The sequence below is a fragment of the Acinetobacter sp. G11 genome (assembly GCF_049808495.1).
GTDB classification, from domain to species: domain Bacteria; phylum Pseudomonadota; class Gammaproteobacteria; order Pseudomonadales; family Moraxellaceae; genus Acinetobacter; species Acinetobacter kookii.
The window spans coordinates 1-14,056 of record NZ_JBNCAT010000050.1; the positions used below are offsets into that span (position 1 = coordinate 1).

16 protein-coding genes and 1 pseudogene are annotated in these 14,056 nt (G+C 41.5%); 10 read left to right on the top strand and 7 right to left on the bottom strand.

The window, feature by feature from the left end; genetic code table 11:
* The 5 genes and pseudogenes from ACPUEY_RS13315 to ACPUEY_RS13335 all read left to right on the top strand — a co-directional run.
* A pseudogene (locus ACPUEY_RS13315) lies at window positions 1-82 on the top strand (IS1 family transposase); the annotation flags it as partial.
* 85 nt (window positions 83-167) lie between these two features.
* Entirely contained in the window at window positions 168-512 is a 345-nt protein-coding gene (locus ACPUEY_RS13320; protein WP_425122375.1) for a type IV pilin protein, read from the top strand.
* A 104-nt stretch (window positions 513-616) separates the two neighbouring features.
* Window positions 617-1,486 carry a PulJ/GspJ family protein gene (locus tag ACPUEY_RS13325; protein WP_425122376.1) on the top strand — a complete coding sequence of 290 codons (870 nt, stop codon included), beginning with the start codon at window positions 617-619 and terminating at the stop codon, window positions 1,484-1,486.
* A gap of 12 nt (window positions 1,487-1,498) precedes the next feature.
* The gene (locus tag ACPUEY_RS13330) at window positions 1,499-2,188 is read left to right on the top strand and encodes a PilW family protein (protein ID WP_425122377.1); all 690 of its coding nucleotides are present in this window, start codon (window positions 1,499-1,501) and stop codon (window positions 2,186-2,188) included.
* 11 nt (window positions 2,189-2,199) lie between these two features.
* Window positions 2,200-3,525, top strand: coding sequence for a hypothetical protein (locus ACPUEY_RS13335; RefSeq protein WP_425122378.1), 1,326 nt, complete (start codon window positions 2,200-2,202; stop codon window positions 3,523-3,525).
* A gap of 63 nt (window positions 3,526-3,588) precedes the next feature.
* Here the strand turns inward: ACPUEY_RS13335 and ACPUEY_RS13340 are convergent, their stop codons facing one another.
* Window positions 3,589-4,236, bottom strand: a complete 648-nt coding sequence (locus ACPUEY_RS13340; RefSeq protein WP_425122379.1) for an HAD-IB family hydrolase — start codon at window positions 4,234-4,236, stop codon at window positions 3,589-3,591.
* On the bottom strand, window positions 4,203-5,411 hold the full coding sequence (locus ACPUEY_RS13345) for a DUF1615 family protein (RefSeq protein ID WP_425122380.1): 1,209 nt from the start codon (window positions 5,409-5,411) through the stop codon (window positions 4,203-4,205). The genes ACPUEY_RS13340 and ACPUEY_RS13345 overlap by 34 nt, the downstream gene beginning before the upstream one ends.
* A gap of 82 nt (window positions 5,412-5,493) precedes the next feature.
* Here ACPUEY_RS13345 and dusB point away from each other — a divergent pair, with 82 nt between their 5' ends.
* Together dusB and ACPUEY_RS13355 are read left to right on the top strand one after the other, a co-directional pair.
* On the top strand, window positions 5,494-6,519 hold the full coding sequence (dusB, locus tag ACPUEY_RS13350) for a tRNA dihydrouridine synthase DusB (protein ID WP_425122381.1): 1,026 nt from the start codon (window positions 5,494-5,496) through the stop codon (window positions 6,517-6,519).
* 284 nt (window positions 6,520-6,803) lie between these two features.
* Entirely contained in the window at window positions 6,804-7,424 is a 621-nt protein-coding gene (locus tag ACPUEY_RS13355) for a hypothetical protein (RefSeq protein WP_425122382.1), read from the top strand.
* Between the two features lie 64 nt (window positions 7,425-7,488).
* On the opposite strand, the gene ACPUEY_RS13360 is transcribed toward ACPUEY_RS13355, so the two are convergent.
* Window positions 7,489-8,532 (bottom strand): NAD(P)H-dependent flavin oxidoreductase, encoded by a 1,044-nt coding sequence (locus ACPUEY_RS13360; RefSeq protein ID WP_092818398.1) that lies wholly within the window; start codon window positions 8,530-8,532, stop codon window positions 7,489-7,491.
* A 219-nt stretch (window positions 8,533-8,751) separates the two neighbouring features.
* Here ACPUEY_RS13360 and ACPUEY_RS13365 point away from each other — a divergent pair, with 219 nt between their 5' ends.
* The 3 genes from ACPUEY_RS13365 to ACPUEY_RS13375 are packed head-to-tail and all read left to right on the top strand — an operon-like array spanning window position 8,752 to window position 11,361.
* Window positions 8,752-10,011, top strand: coding sequence for a putative DNA modification/repair radical SAM protein (locus ACPUEY_RS13365; protein WP_092818397.1), 1,260 nt, complete (start codon window positions 8,752-8,754; stop codon window positions 10,009-10,011).
* A complete protein-coding gene (locus tag ACPUEY_RS13370; RefSeq protein ID WP_092818396.1) occupies window positions 10,011-10,790 on the top strand; it encodes a TIGR03915 family putative DNA repair protein in 780 nt (259 codons plus the stop codon). The genes ACPUEY_RS13365 and ACPUEY_RS13370 overlap by 1 nt, the downstream gene beginning before the upstream one ends.
* 52 nt (window positions 10,791-10,842) lie before the next feature.
* Window positions 10,843-11,361 carry a hypothetical protein gene (locus tag ACPUEY_RS13375; RefSeq protein ID WP_131273332.1) on the top strand — a complete coding sequence of 173 codons (519 nt, stop codon included), beginning with the start codon at window positions 10,843-10,845 and terminating at the stop codon, window positions 11,359-11,361.
* Window positions 11,362-11,427: 66 nt separating this feature from the next.
* On the opposite strand, the gene ACPUEY_RS13380 is transcribed toward ACPUEY_RS13375, so the two are convergent.
* From ACPUEY_RS13380 to ACPUEY_RS13395, 4 genes are all read right to left on the bottom strand, one after another.
* Window positions 11,428-12,639 (bottom strand): YeeE/YedE family protein, encoded by a 1,212-nt coding sequence (locus ACPUEY_RS13380; RefSeq protein ID WP_425122383.1) that lies wholly within the window; start codon window positions 12,637-12,639, stop codon window positions 11,428-11,430.
* A 305-nt stretch (window positions 12,640-12,944) separates the two neighbouring features.
* On the bottom strand, window positions 12,945-13,091 hold the full coding sequence (locus ACPUEY_RS13385; RefSeq protein WP_425122385.1) for a hypothetical protein: 147 nt from the start codon (window positions 13,089-13,091) through the stop codon (window positions 12,945-12,947).
* 176 nt (window positions 13,092-13,267) lie between these two features.
* Window positions 13,268-13,612, bottom strand: a complete 345-nt coding sequence (locus ACPUEY_RS13390) for a hypothetical protein (RefSeq protein WP_092818392.1) — start codon at window positions 13,610-13,612, stop codon at window positions 13,268-13,270.
* A gap of 191 nt (window positions 13,613-13,803) precedes the next feature.
* The coding region (locus ACPUEY_RS13395) for an FAD-dependent oxidoreductase (protein ID WP_425122384.1) at window positions 13,804-14,056 on the bottom strand (253 nt) is incomplete at its 5' end.

Genomic DNA, 14,056 nt, shown 5'->3' on the forward strand with positions numbered 1-14,056 from the left:
TTGCAACTTTTCTAAAAAGCTCGAAAATCATTTTAAAGCCTTTGATTTGACTTTCTTTTACCTTAATAACGGATTTGTTTAACGCTAGCATACTTTTTGAAACACCACCGAAATGTGATGTGTTATTTTTCTGTAGGTAAATATGCCATCTGGTGTAGGAAAGAAAAATGTACAAAAAGTCATCTTTACTAGCTCAAAAAATTGAATCAGGTTTTACTCTTGTAGAGCTTATGGTTACAGTCTTAATTCTGGCTATTCTTGCGGGAATTGCGATGCCAATGTACTCCAATTACATTACTAAAGCGAAGGCGCGTAATGCTGGAGCTGATCTTGTAACATTAAGTTTAGTCATTGAAAGCTTATACCAACGAAATTTAACTTATCCCATTCCAACAACAAATCCGACTGTATCTACAGTCAAAACTCAGGAATATGCTACTGCTTGGCAACCGGCAGAAACAGAAACATTTGAATATACAGCAAATGTAACTCTGCTACATCGTACACTTTAACCGCAACGGGGAAAACAGGTACACGTTGCAGGTTGTAGTCTATCTTTAACCAATAAAAATATAAGAACAATCACAGGTGGCTCCAGCTGCGGTGGTCTAACATCATGGTAAGTCAGCACCGTGGAGTTACGCTTATTGAGCTAATGATTGCAATTGCATTATTGGCCATGCTCGCTTTAGCAATCTTTCCTTTAGGGCGAGCTTGGGTGGCAAATGCACAAATTACCAAGACTGAAAAATTATTTCTGGAAGCCTACAGTCGGGCAAAAAACGAAGCTATTCGTAATCCAAATGCAGTGCCCATTGATAGTACAGCACCAGCGGCACTACTGATTGTGGATAATACCAATAAAAAAATAATCGTGAGGAATAAGGACGACAGCACAACAGATTCAATAGTATTGCAGGTTGTAATTGAACCCACGGTTACAGTGACCTTATCCAATGAATGTAATAATAAAATTCCACTCAACAACAATGCTTATGTAATGACAGCAAATTGTACTGTTTATAGCATTACTGCGAATGGGGAACAAATGCAACAGGTGCATTATAAATCTTCACCTTCATTGAAATGTCAGCAGGGTGTGACCTTAATTGAGGTTTTAATTTCTATTGTATTGATGGCGATTATTGGTTTAGGGGCAGCGTTTATTGCAGGCCGTACGGCGGTCATACATCGTGATCAGAATATCCATTTACATACAATTAATCAGTTTCGCCAGCAGCTGGAAAATTCTGCCCAATGCGGTGCTAAAGCTGTAGGAACTCATTCTATACAAGTAGAGATAGCAGGTTCAAATGAGCAAGCTGATTGTATCGTAAAAAAGCAGGCTTTTACTGTTAAGGCTTTGGATGGCACCACAAATCCGAATAATGGCGTGGCAGAGGCAAATGTAGACGTGACCTATGCTGAGCTTCAGGTCAAGAGTAGTGATACCTTTGTGCCTGTCAAAGTACAAATGTCGCCGTGAAGGAGAGGGAATATGAATAACCTGAATTTTTCACAGCGTGGTGTATCTTTACTTGAAATTTTAATTGCAATGGCCTTATCCATTATTATTATTTTGGCCATGCTGCGTGCATTTATTACGACGGGAAAGGTGACCGCTGAATCTTCTTTAGGCGCTAAAGTAGATAGCAGTATGACGTTGGGTTTTATTGCAGCTGACCGTATCTTGCAAGGAATGGGGTTTGGAATAACCAATACTAATGCAGGGTACGGGACGAATTTTCAGGTACTGGATTCAGAGGGTAATACGGTTAATCTGGATTCAACAAGCAAAAAAGCAGCTGGAAAATTTTTGGTTTGGAAAGTTTCCGATACAGATTGCCAGGCATTACAAAGTCACAGCAATGGTTTGTATTTTTATGGGAAAAATACCGGTTATAGTTGTTCAAGTCTGGCAAAACCTGCAGATACACTTGCAAAGGAATTACTTATTCAAGTGGAAAGTACGCTCAGTAGTTCTGGAATTTCGAATAATACAAATAATATTGGCGAAATTAATATACAAGTTCAGGAAATAAGCGGTTGTCTACCTTTTGGCGTTAAAAATAGTACTTCGAGTGGTGGTAAATATCAGGTCTTACTCACAGCCAAAACTTATGCGGCGAGTAGTGCTACAAGTGCTAAGACCATTAGCAATGTGACCTGCCTAGTTAATTTTAAATAGGGGAGCCAAAAATGAATAATATATTTAAAAATATGAAAGTCCCTAAAGAAATTCTATTTTGTTCTAAACAGAAAGGTTTTTCATCTCTTTTATTTATTGTGCTAGTTGGACTGTCTTTAACTGTTCTTACTGTAGGTTATATGTCTTCAATGCGTAATCTACAATCGAGTGCAACGACAGCTCATGCACAAACCCAAGCACAAATGCAGGCTATGATTGGTTATCAGGCTTTGTCTAAATTTTTAAAAGACCAAGCAGATACTAATTTTGCAAATATTGCCAAGATTGAGACTGGGACAATCAGTGGTGGAACCACCTCGATTTTACGTTCCCAATTCGTTATTACTGAAGAATTAGAAAGCAAATCACAAACAGGTTCAGTTTTTGCCGGTGGATTGCGCGTAAATAAATTAGAAGACCTTTCTGCTTCTGGTGTAACACTTGAGGTTTCAGGAGGGATTATTAATAAAAATAATAACCAGACTTATGATGCATCTGCTTTAAGTAATGCTGGTATTACAGTGGTAGCTTATACCCCTAAAAGCTTTATTAGACCTGAAGACTTACGTAAAGATGCCAATTATATTTTTACTTTAGAAAATGGTAATGCAAAATGCATGAAGAATAATTTTTTTGATGCTACTGAAAATAAACAGATAACAGCAGAAACAGTTATTACTTGTCCTGTAGCTGTGACTCGTCAAAGTGACTCTTGGGTAGTTACTGCCAATTCAGAAATTACTGGAGTATTATGGTTTGACGGAAATGTGACAGTTAATTTATCTAAAACAACAGACTTTATAAATACGGTAATTTCCACTCAAAAAATCAAAACTGAATTATTAGACGAGTCCAAAGATGCTGTTTATAATGCTTTTGCACCTCACCATTATTACATTACCGCTACCGATGAACAAAAAACTACACGGGCACAAAAAATTTGTCCTACCAATTATCTTTTACAATATTGTCAGGCTGCCGGGCAGTTGAAATCAGATACTCTGATGGCTCAGTCACCAGCGACAATATCTAATATTCTGTTTTTATCACAATCTTTGGAATTGGCTGCCGGTAAAGAAAAACAGCATAATATTGTGGTTAATTATTATGGGAACTTAATTGCGAACGGAACATCTGGAGGAACAGGCAGTCCTTCAGGTAAGTTTACTGGCACTGGAGTCTTGAATATTCGTGGGAATGTCATGGTTGTAGGAGAAGCTGACATGACTGAAATGCTGGGTGATTTTAGTATGAAATTAACCAATGCCCAAGCTGCAGGAAATGTGATACCTTTCTATAAAAAGACTTTTGGTATTGGCGGCATCCGCTACATGTAATTTTTCAAAAGCTAAAAACCCACAATAAATTGTGGGTTTTTTATTTATGATTTATAAATAAAACTAAGCCAATTTTTTATGATTTAAAATATTTGGTAAATGATCAGACCCACCAACCATGTAGCCATGATCAGCAAGCGAGAGCATCTCTTGATCTTCATGACTATTACCATAAGCATAAATTACAGCATAATCAGTTAAATGATATCTTTCTAAAATTCGTTGTCTTTTCTGTTCCGAACTGCAATCGGGTGTGGTGTATTGTCCCGTATAGATATTATTGATTTGTTCAGTATGGGTGCAAATTAAATCAATATTGAGTAGCTCACAGACATGCTTGAGATAGACATCGACGGATGCCGAAACCAAAACCACATCATCGCCTAAGGCTTGATGCTGCTTAAGCTGCTTAAGCAAAGGCCGATTTAATTGAGACATTAAACTTGTTGCGTATTCTCGTGCCATGTGTTGCAGTTCTAAGGCATTGGCATTGCTAAACATGGCACGAAACAATCTGGAACGCATGGCAGGGGCGGAATAGACATTCAAATAATAAGCTTGAATCCAGGGCAAAATTTTAATGCCTTGTTTGACAATATGGCGTTTGGATAAGGCGTAAAAGATAAACCCTGTAAAACTGTCCTTTTTACACAGGGTTCCATCAAAATCAAAGAGCGCTAAATTTTTATTCTTTTTGCCCGTTGCATACATGATTGATATCTTCCGTTTACGCGTGTTGCAAACCAGTTGGTATTATAATCACGACTCAGTTTAGGACCTGAAATGACCACTTCAGGCATGATAGCATAAATTGGATCTTTGCCTATTTTCTCTTGATATAACTTGGTTACAGCACGATAAGTTGCCGTATCTTCGAAGCTTTTCTCTTTTTCTTTTTTCAGGTCAGAACGAATTTGCCGTGGTGTCACCAGAATATTGTTGGCTGCAAATACACTGATCAGTTCGCGTTCGGACTGACTGGCTGCAGAACGGATTGAACCATCTTTGGTGTAAAGCAACAAATCGCCATCAAGATCAAGCTCGGTTGCCGTCAAGTCATTGAGCATGCTTTGAAAAGCTGCGTTGCGACTTGAATACATGCCCGAGTTATAATCTGCAAAACGATAAATCGCTTTATCATAATCGGCAGGGTACATCATCAAGCGGTGGATGCCATAATATAAACCGCCATATTGACTATATAAGTCGGTACGTAATTCGGCCATATTGCCGCCTTGGCGTTTATGTTCTTTGGCATAGCCAATATGAACCTGCATGGAACCTAAAGTGGTAATCGGATTTAATTTTTCGCCCATGTCTTGACCAACCAGTTTGGCTGCACCGGTTAAGGCACTGACATGATAATGTTTTGACATATAGTCAAAAATTTCACGATAGAGTTCATCTAATTCACGTTCGGTTTTCACACGACGCATTTGGCTTAAATAATTATTTTCAGGACTGGGCTGATTTTTTAAAACTTGCTGGAAATATCCTGCAACTGTTCCACCAATAGTATCACCCAATTTATCTTTAAATTTTTCATCCAGACGGTCTTGAACTTCCTTCACCGCTTTTTCGCCTAAACCGGGAACTTGCGGGTCAGCCACGAAGTTGGATTCCTGATCGACGACGGCCACAATACTGCAAATATTTTCTTTGGTTTGGGGAATACCGAGCTGATCGGTAATGTCGTAAATATCCTTGGCCCAAGAACTACGATCGTTGACGCGGGGTGGAATAAGACGTTTAACCTGATCTTCTTCTAGTGTGGGTTCATTGTTTTTTGACCACCAAGAACCATCGCCGCATGCCGCCAGGCTCAAAGACAAAGCCAGAATACTCAAAGATTTAAACCGAGACGAAGTAAAAAGAGTTTTTTTCATAATGATGAAAACATGTTCCAAAAGGATGAGCCTATACAGCAGATGCAGTATACTATGTCAGTCGAAAAAGTGATGAATTTATATGTATATCGGTCCATATCAACTGTCAAATAATTTAATTGTTGCTCCCATGGCAGGTGTTACGGATCGTCCTTTCCGGACGTTGTGTAAATATTTTGGTGCAGGGCATGCGGTCAGTGAAATGATGACTTCAGACCAGACCTTACGCATGAGCAAGAAAAGTCTGTACCGGGCCAATTTTGACGGCGAACTGGCGCCTATTTCTGCGCAGATTGCGGGTTCTGAACCCAACGAGTTGGCGGAAGCGGCACGCTATCAGGTAGCGAATGGTGCGCAGATTGTCGATATCAATATGGGATGCCCGGCCAAAAAAGTCTGCAATAAATTAGCAGGTTCTGCATTATTAAAAGATGAAGATCTGGTGGCACGAATTTTAGATACGGTGGTTGCTGCAGTAGATGTTCCTGTGACTTTAAAGACCCGTTTAGGATATTTAAATGGGCATGAAAATATTCTGCGGGTTGCCAAGCGTGCCGAAGAAGCAGGGATTGCCGCATTGGCGCTGCATGGTCGTACCCGTGAAGATATGTACTTGAATACGGCACGTTATTCTTTGATTAAAGATGTCAAAGAAATGTTGAATATTCCAGTCATTGCCAATGGCGATATCGACAGCCCTGAAAAAGCCAAATATGTGCTCGATTATACGGGTGCCGATGCTGTGATGATTGGACGTGCCGCACAGGGCCGCCCCTGGATTTTTCGTGAAATTGCGCATTATTTAAAAACAGGCGAACAGCTTGCAGCACCCAGTATTGCTGAAGTCAAAGATGTGTTATTGGGACATTTATCTGAACTGTATGACTTCTATGGTGAATACTCAGGTTGCCGTATTTCGCGTAAACATATTGCCTGGTACACCAAAGGTTTACGTTCAAGCAATGAATTCCGCCAAAATATGTATAAGGTGGAAAGCACAGCCGAGCAGTTTAATGTCGTAGAGGACTATTTTAACCAGCTTCTTGCTCAAGGTGAAATTATGAGTGATGTACAAGTGGAGCAGGTGAACTTGCTTGAAACCAAATAGTTTTTATTTGTTTTTTATTTCTTCATTTTAAATAGGCTCATTGCTCTTTATTTCAAAAAATTTCATGAAAAAAAGAGTAGTGGTTTTCTCTTTATCGAGACTTTTTTGCGTAATTTGTATAACAATATTCAAAGAATTACATGCGACAACATCTCATCACCCAATCAGGACACTTATAAGACAGAGCTGGTCAAAAATTACCTTATGCTAAATTCTTCTGAAGCTCATTAAAGCTGTTTATCTAAAAAATTTGATGATATGGATCTGACAGAAGGAGAAAGAAAATGGTGAATAACAAGAGACCAGTTTCAGAGATTAATCCTGCTTCAACAGAAATGTCTCCAGAACAGGGTGATGCATTCAATCAGGATTCATTGAAATCTAGTCCACCCACACTTGATAGTGCACGTCCTGACCTGAATTCGCCAGCGACTGAAAGTCATCGTGTACCCGATATGAATGAAGCGGGCGATCATCTGGCTGCGACTGGTGCCGGAACTTTGGGAGGCGCAGCTGTAGGGGCTACACTAGGAATGGTAGGTGGTCCTCCAGGTGCAGTGGTTGGGGGCATTGTCGGGGGGATTGTTGGGGGCATCGCGGGTAACGACATTGCGCAAACAGCAAATCCGGAAGAGGAAGATGCCTATTGGCGCGAGCAGCACCGTGAACGGCCTTATTTCCATGAAACCCGCAATACCTATGCCGATTTAGATTATGATCGTGATTACCGCAGTGCTTATCAGGTCGGATATGGCAGTCGCTCCCAATACGACCCTAATGTCGAATTTGAGCATGTGGAACCTGAATTGAGAAGCAAATGGGAAAATACCAAGGATCAGTCCCGTCTCAGTTGGGAAGAAGCCAAATATGCGGCCAAAGATGCCTGGCACCGGGCTACCCGTTAAGTGAATGATTATAAAAAAACCTCTCAGATGAGAGGTTTTTTTATAATCTGTCTAAGCCGTAAGCTTAGGCCTGACTGATTTCCAGAACCAGTTGATTAATTAAATCTGCAGCTTCGATCTCCCGAATCTGGGCAACATTGGTTCCCGCCCAAAATGCTCCAAAACCATGGTCACCTTGTGCAGATGCTGCGGCATGCAACTGTTTCCCCAAGTCATAGCAATAGGGGTAGGTGGCGACTGGAGGACGTTCAGGCTGATCGATTTGGGTATGCCAATGATTAATTAAACCCCGAGCAGGCCGCCCCGAAATGCTGGCCGTAATTTGGGTAATCGGTTTGCTAAACAGGGCTTGCCGATAGGCTGTGTTGGCATTGGAGCTTTTGCACTGTACGAAAGCAGTGCCCAATTGGACAGCTTCAGCGCCTAACTGCATTAACAGTTGGGCCTGCGTGCCATTCATAATCCCGCCAGCAGCCACAACAGGCTTGCTACAGTACTGTTTTAACAATTGCACCAGATCGGAAGTTTTGACGGCACTGTCAAATGTTTCATTAAAAATGCCACGGTGTCCACCCGCTTCAATGCCTTGCGCAATAATGACATCAATGCCGGCAGCTTCAATCTGCAGCGCTTCAGCCAGATTGGTTGCTGAAACCATCGTCATGATACCTGCCTGTTTTAAGGCCTGAATCTGGTGTGCATGCGGAATGCCGAAATGAAAGCTTACTGCCTGAGGTCGAGTTTCTAAAACCAGGTTTAAATAGTCATCGTTATCAAGAAAACTGGGATAAATACATTTTAATTCTGTCGGCGGAGTTGCATGATACTTCTCGAATTGAGGTCTTAGGTATTCAATCCATTGTTTGGCAATAGTGGGGTCAAGTGCTGAACTTTGATGGCAAAAGAAATTGACCTGAAAGGGTTTATGCGTAAGGGCTTGCGTTTCTAAAATTTGTTGACGCGCTGCCGCAACGGTACTGGCACCCAAACCCAATGAACCCAAACCACCTTGATTGGAAACCTCCGCAGCCAATTGAGGAGTAGAAACACCCGCCATCGGTGCAAGGAAAATAGGATGTTTAATCTCAAGTTGTTCTAATAAAGTCATATTTGGCTCCTATGCATATCATCACTTTGCCCAAGCCCTATAAATTAAGCAAATAATATTCGTTATTTTTTTATGAAATAAAAAGTTTTTTACAACTAAAAATAAATGAAAATGAAATGATAAATAAAGCGTCAAACTATGTCGCATAAAAGATCAGTGTCCATGCTGCTTGAGTTGAAAATTTTATAATAGCTATTCATTTTTTAGCGCTGATTACACATGTCTGATCGTATCCGTGAAAAACTGCAAATTTTAGCCGATGCTGCCAAATATGATGTCTCCTGTTCCTCAAGTGGCAGTAACCGAAAAAACAAGGACAAAGGCCTGGGGAATACCGGTTCCGGTATCTGTCATAGCTATACCGAAGATGGGCGCTGTGTATCTTTGCTTAAAATTCTGTTTTCCAATGTCTGTATTTATGATTGTGCTTACTGCGTGTCACGTCGTTCCAATGATGTAAAACGGGCGGCTTTTACCGTGCAGGAAGTGGTGGATTTGACCATGAACTTCTATCGCCGCAATTATATTGAAGGCTTGTTTTTAAGTTCGGGAATATTCAGGTCGGCTGATTACACTATGGAGCGCATGCTGCAAGTGGTGAAAAAATTACGTCTGGAAGAAAATTTTAACGGTTATATTCATTTAAAGGCCATTCCTGGAGCATCACCGGAAATCATTACTGAAGCGGGGCTATATGTCGACCGGATGAGCATTAATTTAGAAATGCCGACTGAAGCAGGCTTGCAAAAATTCGCTCCTGAGAAAACACATGCCGAAGTACAGAAAGACTTGGGTATTGTGCGTGACCGTTTAATCCAGTTTAAAGATGAACGCAAGATGATTCGCTCAGTTCCTGCATTTGTTCCTGCAGGGCAAACCACGCAAATGGTGGTGGGAGCACATAGCGAAAGCGATCAAGACATTATTTTAATGGCAGACCGGCATTACAAAGAATTTAACCTGAAACGGGTGTATTACTCGGGTTATATTCCAATTAATGAACAGGAAAAAGCCTTGCCGGCGATTGGTTCAGCACCACCCTTATTAAGAGAAAATCGGCTCTATCAAAGCGACTGGCTGATGCGTTTTTATGGCTTTGAGGCGACAGAACTGGTCGATGAAAAACACCCCAATCTGGATCTGGATGTTGATCCCAAGCTGGGATGGGCATTAAGGCATCCTGAACAGTTTCCTGTCGATCTGAACCGGGCAGATTACCGCATGATTTTACGTGTTCCGGGTATTGGCGTGCGTTCAGCGAAAAAAATTGTACAGGCACGTCGCTTTGGCAAAATCCACATCGATCAACTGAAGCGTATGGGCGTTGCATATAACCGTGCGCAGCATTTTATCCGCTGTGCCGATACGCCAAAATTTATTAAGGAGCAGTTGCCAGGCCAGATTCGGAGCCAGATTTTGCAGTCGGGACAGTCCAAATATGTGCAGCAGTTATCGCCACAACTGGGTTTTGCTTTTTAATGGCAACTTACTGTTTTGATGGCAGCATGACCGGTCTGTTGAGCTGCGTGTTTCGTGCCTTTCAATTTAAAGAATTTCAGGTGCAGGTAACGAGCAATCCGCATGCACAAAAGGGTCTGTTTGATGATTTTATACAGGTGGCATCGAATGAAGAACATGCCCAGCGGGTCTGGCAAGGATTGAAGCAAAAAACATCGGGTCAGAGTCAGCGTAATTTTTACTATACTTTTCTCTCTGAAAACCCAATCGCTCATCAGCACCTGTTTAACTATTGCCTTTATGTTTTTCAAAGTCGCTACAAGGTCGATGAAAATTATGGGCATGCTGATGTGCTGGCTTTAGCGCAATGGGCAAAGCAGGTAGGTCGTGAAAAGCATCGTATGGAAGCTTTTGTGCGCTTCAAGAAATGTCAGGATGGTCTGTTTTTAAGTCTGGTTCGGCCTGATTTTAATGTATTGCCGCTGATTGAACGGCATTTTAAGGCACGTTATCAGGATCAACGCTGGCTGATTTATGACGAAAAGCGTAAATACGGCATTTATTATGATTTGCAAAATGTGCATCAAATCGAAATGAATGCTCATCAGGTCGATGCCACACTGGCGAGTGGCTATAGTCAGGCATTTACTGTAGAACTGGACGAACAGGAATTACTGTATGACCAGTTGTGGAAAGATTATTTCCGCAGTGTCAATATTCAGGTTCGGCAAAATATGAAACTGCATATTCAGTATGTGCCGAAGCGGTACTGGCGTTATATGAATGAAAAGTCAATTTAGCTGAAGATTTCAGGCATACTAGTGCAAGATTTAGTGATGAGGACAATTTATAATGAAGCCGTTCATTTTGGCGACTTTAATTTCAAGCGTAATAGTTTCAGCATGTTCATCTTCCGAGCAGCAAAAAATCCAGATTGATCCTCAAAAATATAAGATGCAGGATGCGGCAAGCTTGCAGCAGCGCTTTGAAAGCTTAAATCAGCAGCTATCTAAAGATTATCAGGCTTTTAAAAAAAGCAACAATATTGCCTTTTCAGACCAGTCGCTGCTTGATGTAAACCAGTTGCAGACTTTGAACCTGCATGCGGTGAGCAGTACCTCTTTAAAACCGGTCAAACAGGCATATTGTCAAATGATGAATGGCTATTTCGCCGAGATGTACCAGTTGGGTCATCAAAACCTGAATATTATTGGACAGGTGAAATTACCCCACGCGCAGGGTGAAAACTTAAGCAAAAATTTTGCCGATGCCGATCAGTTTTATGACTTTATTTTAAACCGTTATACCTCATACCGTCAGGCTCAGGAAATTATGGGCTTTGGCTGTAATTTAAAAGCGGCGCTGCATTAATTAAAAATAGCATAAATAAAAAAAGCCCATCATTTGATGGGCTTTTTTATAGGCTGAAATCTGGATTTAACAACCGGTTAATTTTTCGGGTTGTGGTCGTTCACCGTGGAAGAAAATGGGACGAAGTTTCACGCCAAGAGCGTTACCTATAAAAGCAAAGATCAGCCATAACCAGCCATGCAAGCTGCCTGAAGCAATGCCGCTAAAGTAAGCACCGATATTACAGCCATAGGCGAGACGTGCGCCGTAGCCTAATAATAAACCACCCACAACAGCAGCAATGAGGGAGCGTTTTGGAATGTTGAGATTTGGCGCAAATTTACCGGCAAGGCTTGCTGCCAATAATGCACCAAGCATAATGCCGAAGTTCATCATTGAGGTAATATCGAACCACAATGAATTGGCCAAGGCTTTGGCATTGGCAGGTTGTTGCCAATAGGCCCAAGAGGCGACGTCTACACCGGCAAAACTGGCTGTTTTTGCCGCCCAGACAGCAAGTGCAGAAGTCACACCCCAAGGACGACCGGCTAAAGCTAAGGTGGCAAAGTTAAGCAGGGTCAGAATGATACCGCCCCAAATAAGCGGCCATGGACCAGCCAAGAAGCGTTTAAGACCTTGAGTTTGAGCTTTGGGTTCTACTTCAAGTGAACCATGACGTTTCTTCTCAAAAAAGATGGTTGCAAGAGCAATTGCAGCGAACAGCACAAAGCTGACGATAAGTGCAGGAATTATGCCTAAACTCGATACAATCGAAATGGGTTCAAGATGCGGCAGGTTAAACCACCAGTCTAAATGCGCAGTGGCAATTAAAGAGCCTAAGCAAAAGAAAATCAGGGTCACAATCATGCGCGCACTACCGCCACCCACGGTATAAAGCGTACCTGAAGCACAGCCGCCCCCCAGTTGCATGCCTATACCAAAGATAAAAGCGCCAATCATTACAGACATGGAAACAGGATTGACATTGCCTTTGACGGGATTGCCAAACAGTTCGCCTGCACCTAAGGCTGGAAAGAACAGCAATACGGCAAGCGCCAGCATGATCATTTGGGCACGTAAGCCACGACCACGACGTTCCAGAATAAAAACACGCCAGCTTGAGGTAAAACCAAAGGATGCATGATACAAGGTCATGCCCAGGGCACCGCCAACCAGAAATAATAAGGCTTGATTAAGACCAATAACTTGATAGGCACCTAGTGTGCCAACGAGCAAAAGAAAAAGAGCAACCCAAACCGATGGATTAGACCGATTAGATTTCGTAGCAATAATAGACATGGGGGAATAAAAACAACTAAATTAGTCGGGATATTTTAATGTATTATTCATGCATAATATAATTTAAAATAATAGATTATTGGATTTATAATTTTAAATATCTTATTAACTATATTTGTAAAAATAATAAGTAGCATGGGGCTGACGTCAAATAATGAGTCTGTTCTGGTTGCAAAGCTCAGGGCAATCATTTCCCAATGGCAACCTACAAACTTTCCTTAATTCCAGTGCTATCCGCAAAATAAAAGGACAAAGCGTTTATATAGCCCACCAACAATGTCCATCGTCATAACCCCAATTGAGCGTTATTGTTCGGGACTGACTAAAATAGAAATCATGGAAAATAATGCCCAGACAAAAAATGCAAGCGCCGAAGAACCTGCTACCTGTAAGGGATTTGCTCTGGTATTTTCGTGAATGCAGATTTCATTCTGGGCATGCGTTTCCAGAATATCATTGGTAGTAAGCTGTACTGCGACCTGATCCGCCAGCTCAGGTTTTAAAATACGTTAAATATAAATGTGCATTATTTGTTGCAATTACCATCGAAGAAATGTCATAAAAAAAGGATGATTAATCAATAAAAAAGCTCCCTTTAAAAGGAGCCTTTTTATTTCAACGATTCACATTATTGTTGAGCTCTTTCTTTCACATTGGCTGCTCCATCTTCTACAGCACTGGCAGTCGCTACAGTGGCATCTTTAGCGGCTTCTTTAGCATTTTGGGCAGCAGCCTCAGTTTTTGCAGCGGCTTCTTCGCCGGCAGCATCAATTTTAGCAGTAGCTTCTTCAGTCGCAGCCTCGGTTTTTGCGGCAGCCTCATCAGCAGCTTTTGAAATGTCATGACCTGCCTGATCTGCTGCATTTTCAAGATGTTCACCAGTGGTTGCACCTGTTTCTGGTGCTTCTTGTTTGTTACAGCCCACCAGGGCAACGCTAGCAGCAAGACCTAAAGCAATAAGCAATTTATTCATTTTCATTTCCTTCTAATTGTGGCACCCACCTGAATAGGGGTATTTTGAATATAGCTAAAAAAATGCATAAATAATGAGCTAGAATTGTTAATTAAATGTAATTATTTTTTATAAAAAAATGAGTGAAAAAAAAGGCTTATATCACCTTGTGATATAAGCCTGATCAAGCGACGTATTATACCGAATACAGATTACCGCCCCGAACGGATAATATAATCAAAAGCAGACAGTGATGCTTTGGCACCTTCACCGGTGGCAATAATGATCTGCTTGTACGGCACCGTAGTACAGTCACCGGCAGCAAACACGCCTTTCACACTGGTTTCGTTGCGCTCGTTAATCACGATCTCGCCACGGTTACTGAGTTCCACTTTTGATGCTTTCAGGAAATCCGTGTTTGGCAACAGTCCGATCTGTACAAAGATCCCGGCCAGTTCAAGCGTA

Coding starts and splice junctions, on each gene's coding strand:
- ACPUEY_RS13360 (WP_092818398.1), bottom strand. CDS start 8,532: ATGACTTTATTAGAACAACTTGAGATTAAACATCCTATTTTCCTTGCA.
- ACPUEY_RS13355 (WP_425122382.1), top strand. CDS start 6,804: ATGGTGAATAACAAGAGACCAGTTTCAGAGATTAATCCTGCTTCAACA.
- ACPUEY_RS13325 (WP_425122376.1), top strand. CDS start 617: ATGGTAAGTCAGCACCGTGGAGTTACGCTTATTGAGCTAATGATTGCA.
- dusB (WP_425122381.1), top strand. CDS start 5,494: ATGTATATCGGTCCATATCAACTGTCAAATAATTTAATTGTTGCTCCC.
- ACPUEY_RS13320 (WP_425122375.1), top strand. CDS start 168: ATGTACAAAAAGTCATCTTTACTAGCTCAAAAAATTGAATCAGGTTTT.
- ACPUEY_RS13335 (WP_425122378.1), top strand. CDS start 2,200: ATGAATAATATATTTAAAAATATGAAAGTCCCTAAAGAAATTCTATTT.
- ACPUEY_RS13380 (WP_425122383.1), bottom strand. CDS start 12,639: ATGTCTATTATTGCTACGAAATCTAATCGGTCTAATCCATCGGTTTGG.
- ACPUEY_RS13390 (WP_092818392.1), bottom strand. CDS start 13,612: ATGAATAAATTGCTTATTGCTTTAGGTCTTGCTGCTAGCGTTGCCCTG.
- ACPUEY_RS13345 (WP_425122380.1), bottom strand. CDS start 5,411: ATGAAAAAAACTCTTTTTACTTCGTCTCGGTTTAAATCTTTGAGTATT.
- ACPUEY_RS13370 (WP_092818396.1), top strand. CDS start 10,011: ATGGCAACTTACTGTTTTGATGGCAGCATGACCGGTCTGTTGAGCTGC.
- ACPUEY_RS13375 (WP_131273332.1), top strand. CDS start 10,843: ATGAAGCCGTTCATTTTGGCGACTTTAATTTCAAGCGTAATAGTTTCA.
- ACPUEY_RS13330 (WP_425122377.1), top strand. CDS start 1,499: ATGAATAACCTGAATTTTTCACAGCGTGGTGTATCTTTACTTGAAATT.
- ACPUEY_RS13365 (WP_092818397.1), top strand. CDS start 8,752: ATGTCTGATCGTATCCGTGAAAAACTGCAAATTTTAGCCGATGCTGCC.
- ACPUEY_RS13340 (WP_425122379.1), bottom strand. CDS start 4,236: ATGTATGCAACGGGCAAAAAGAATAAAAATTTAGCGCTCTTTGATTTT.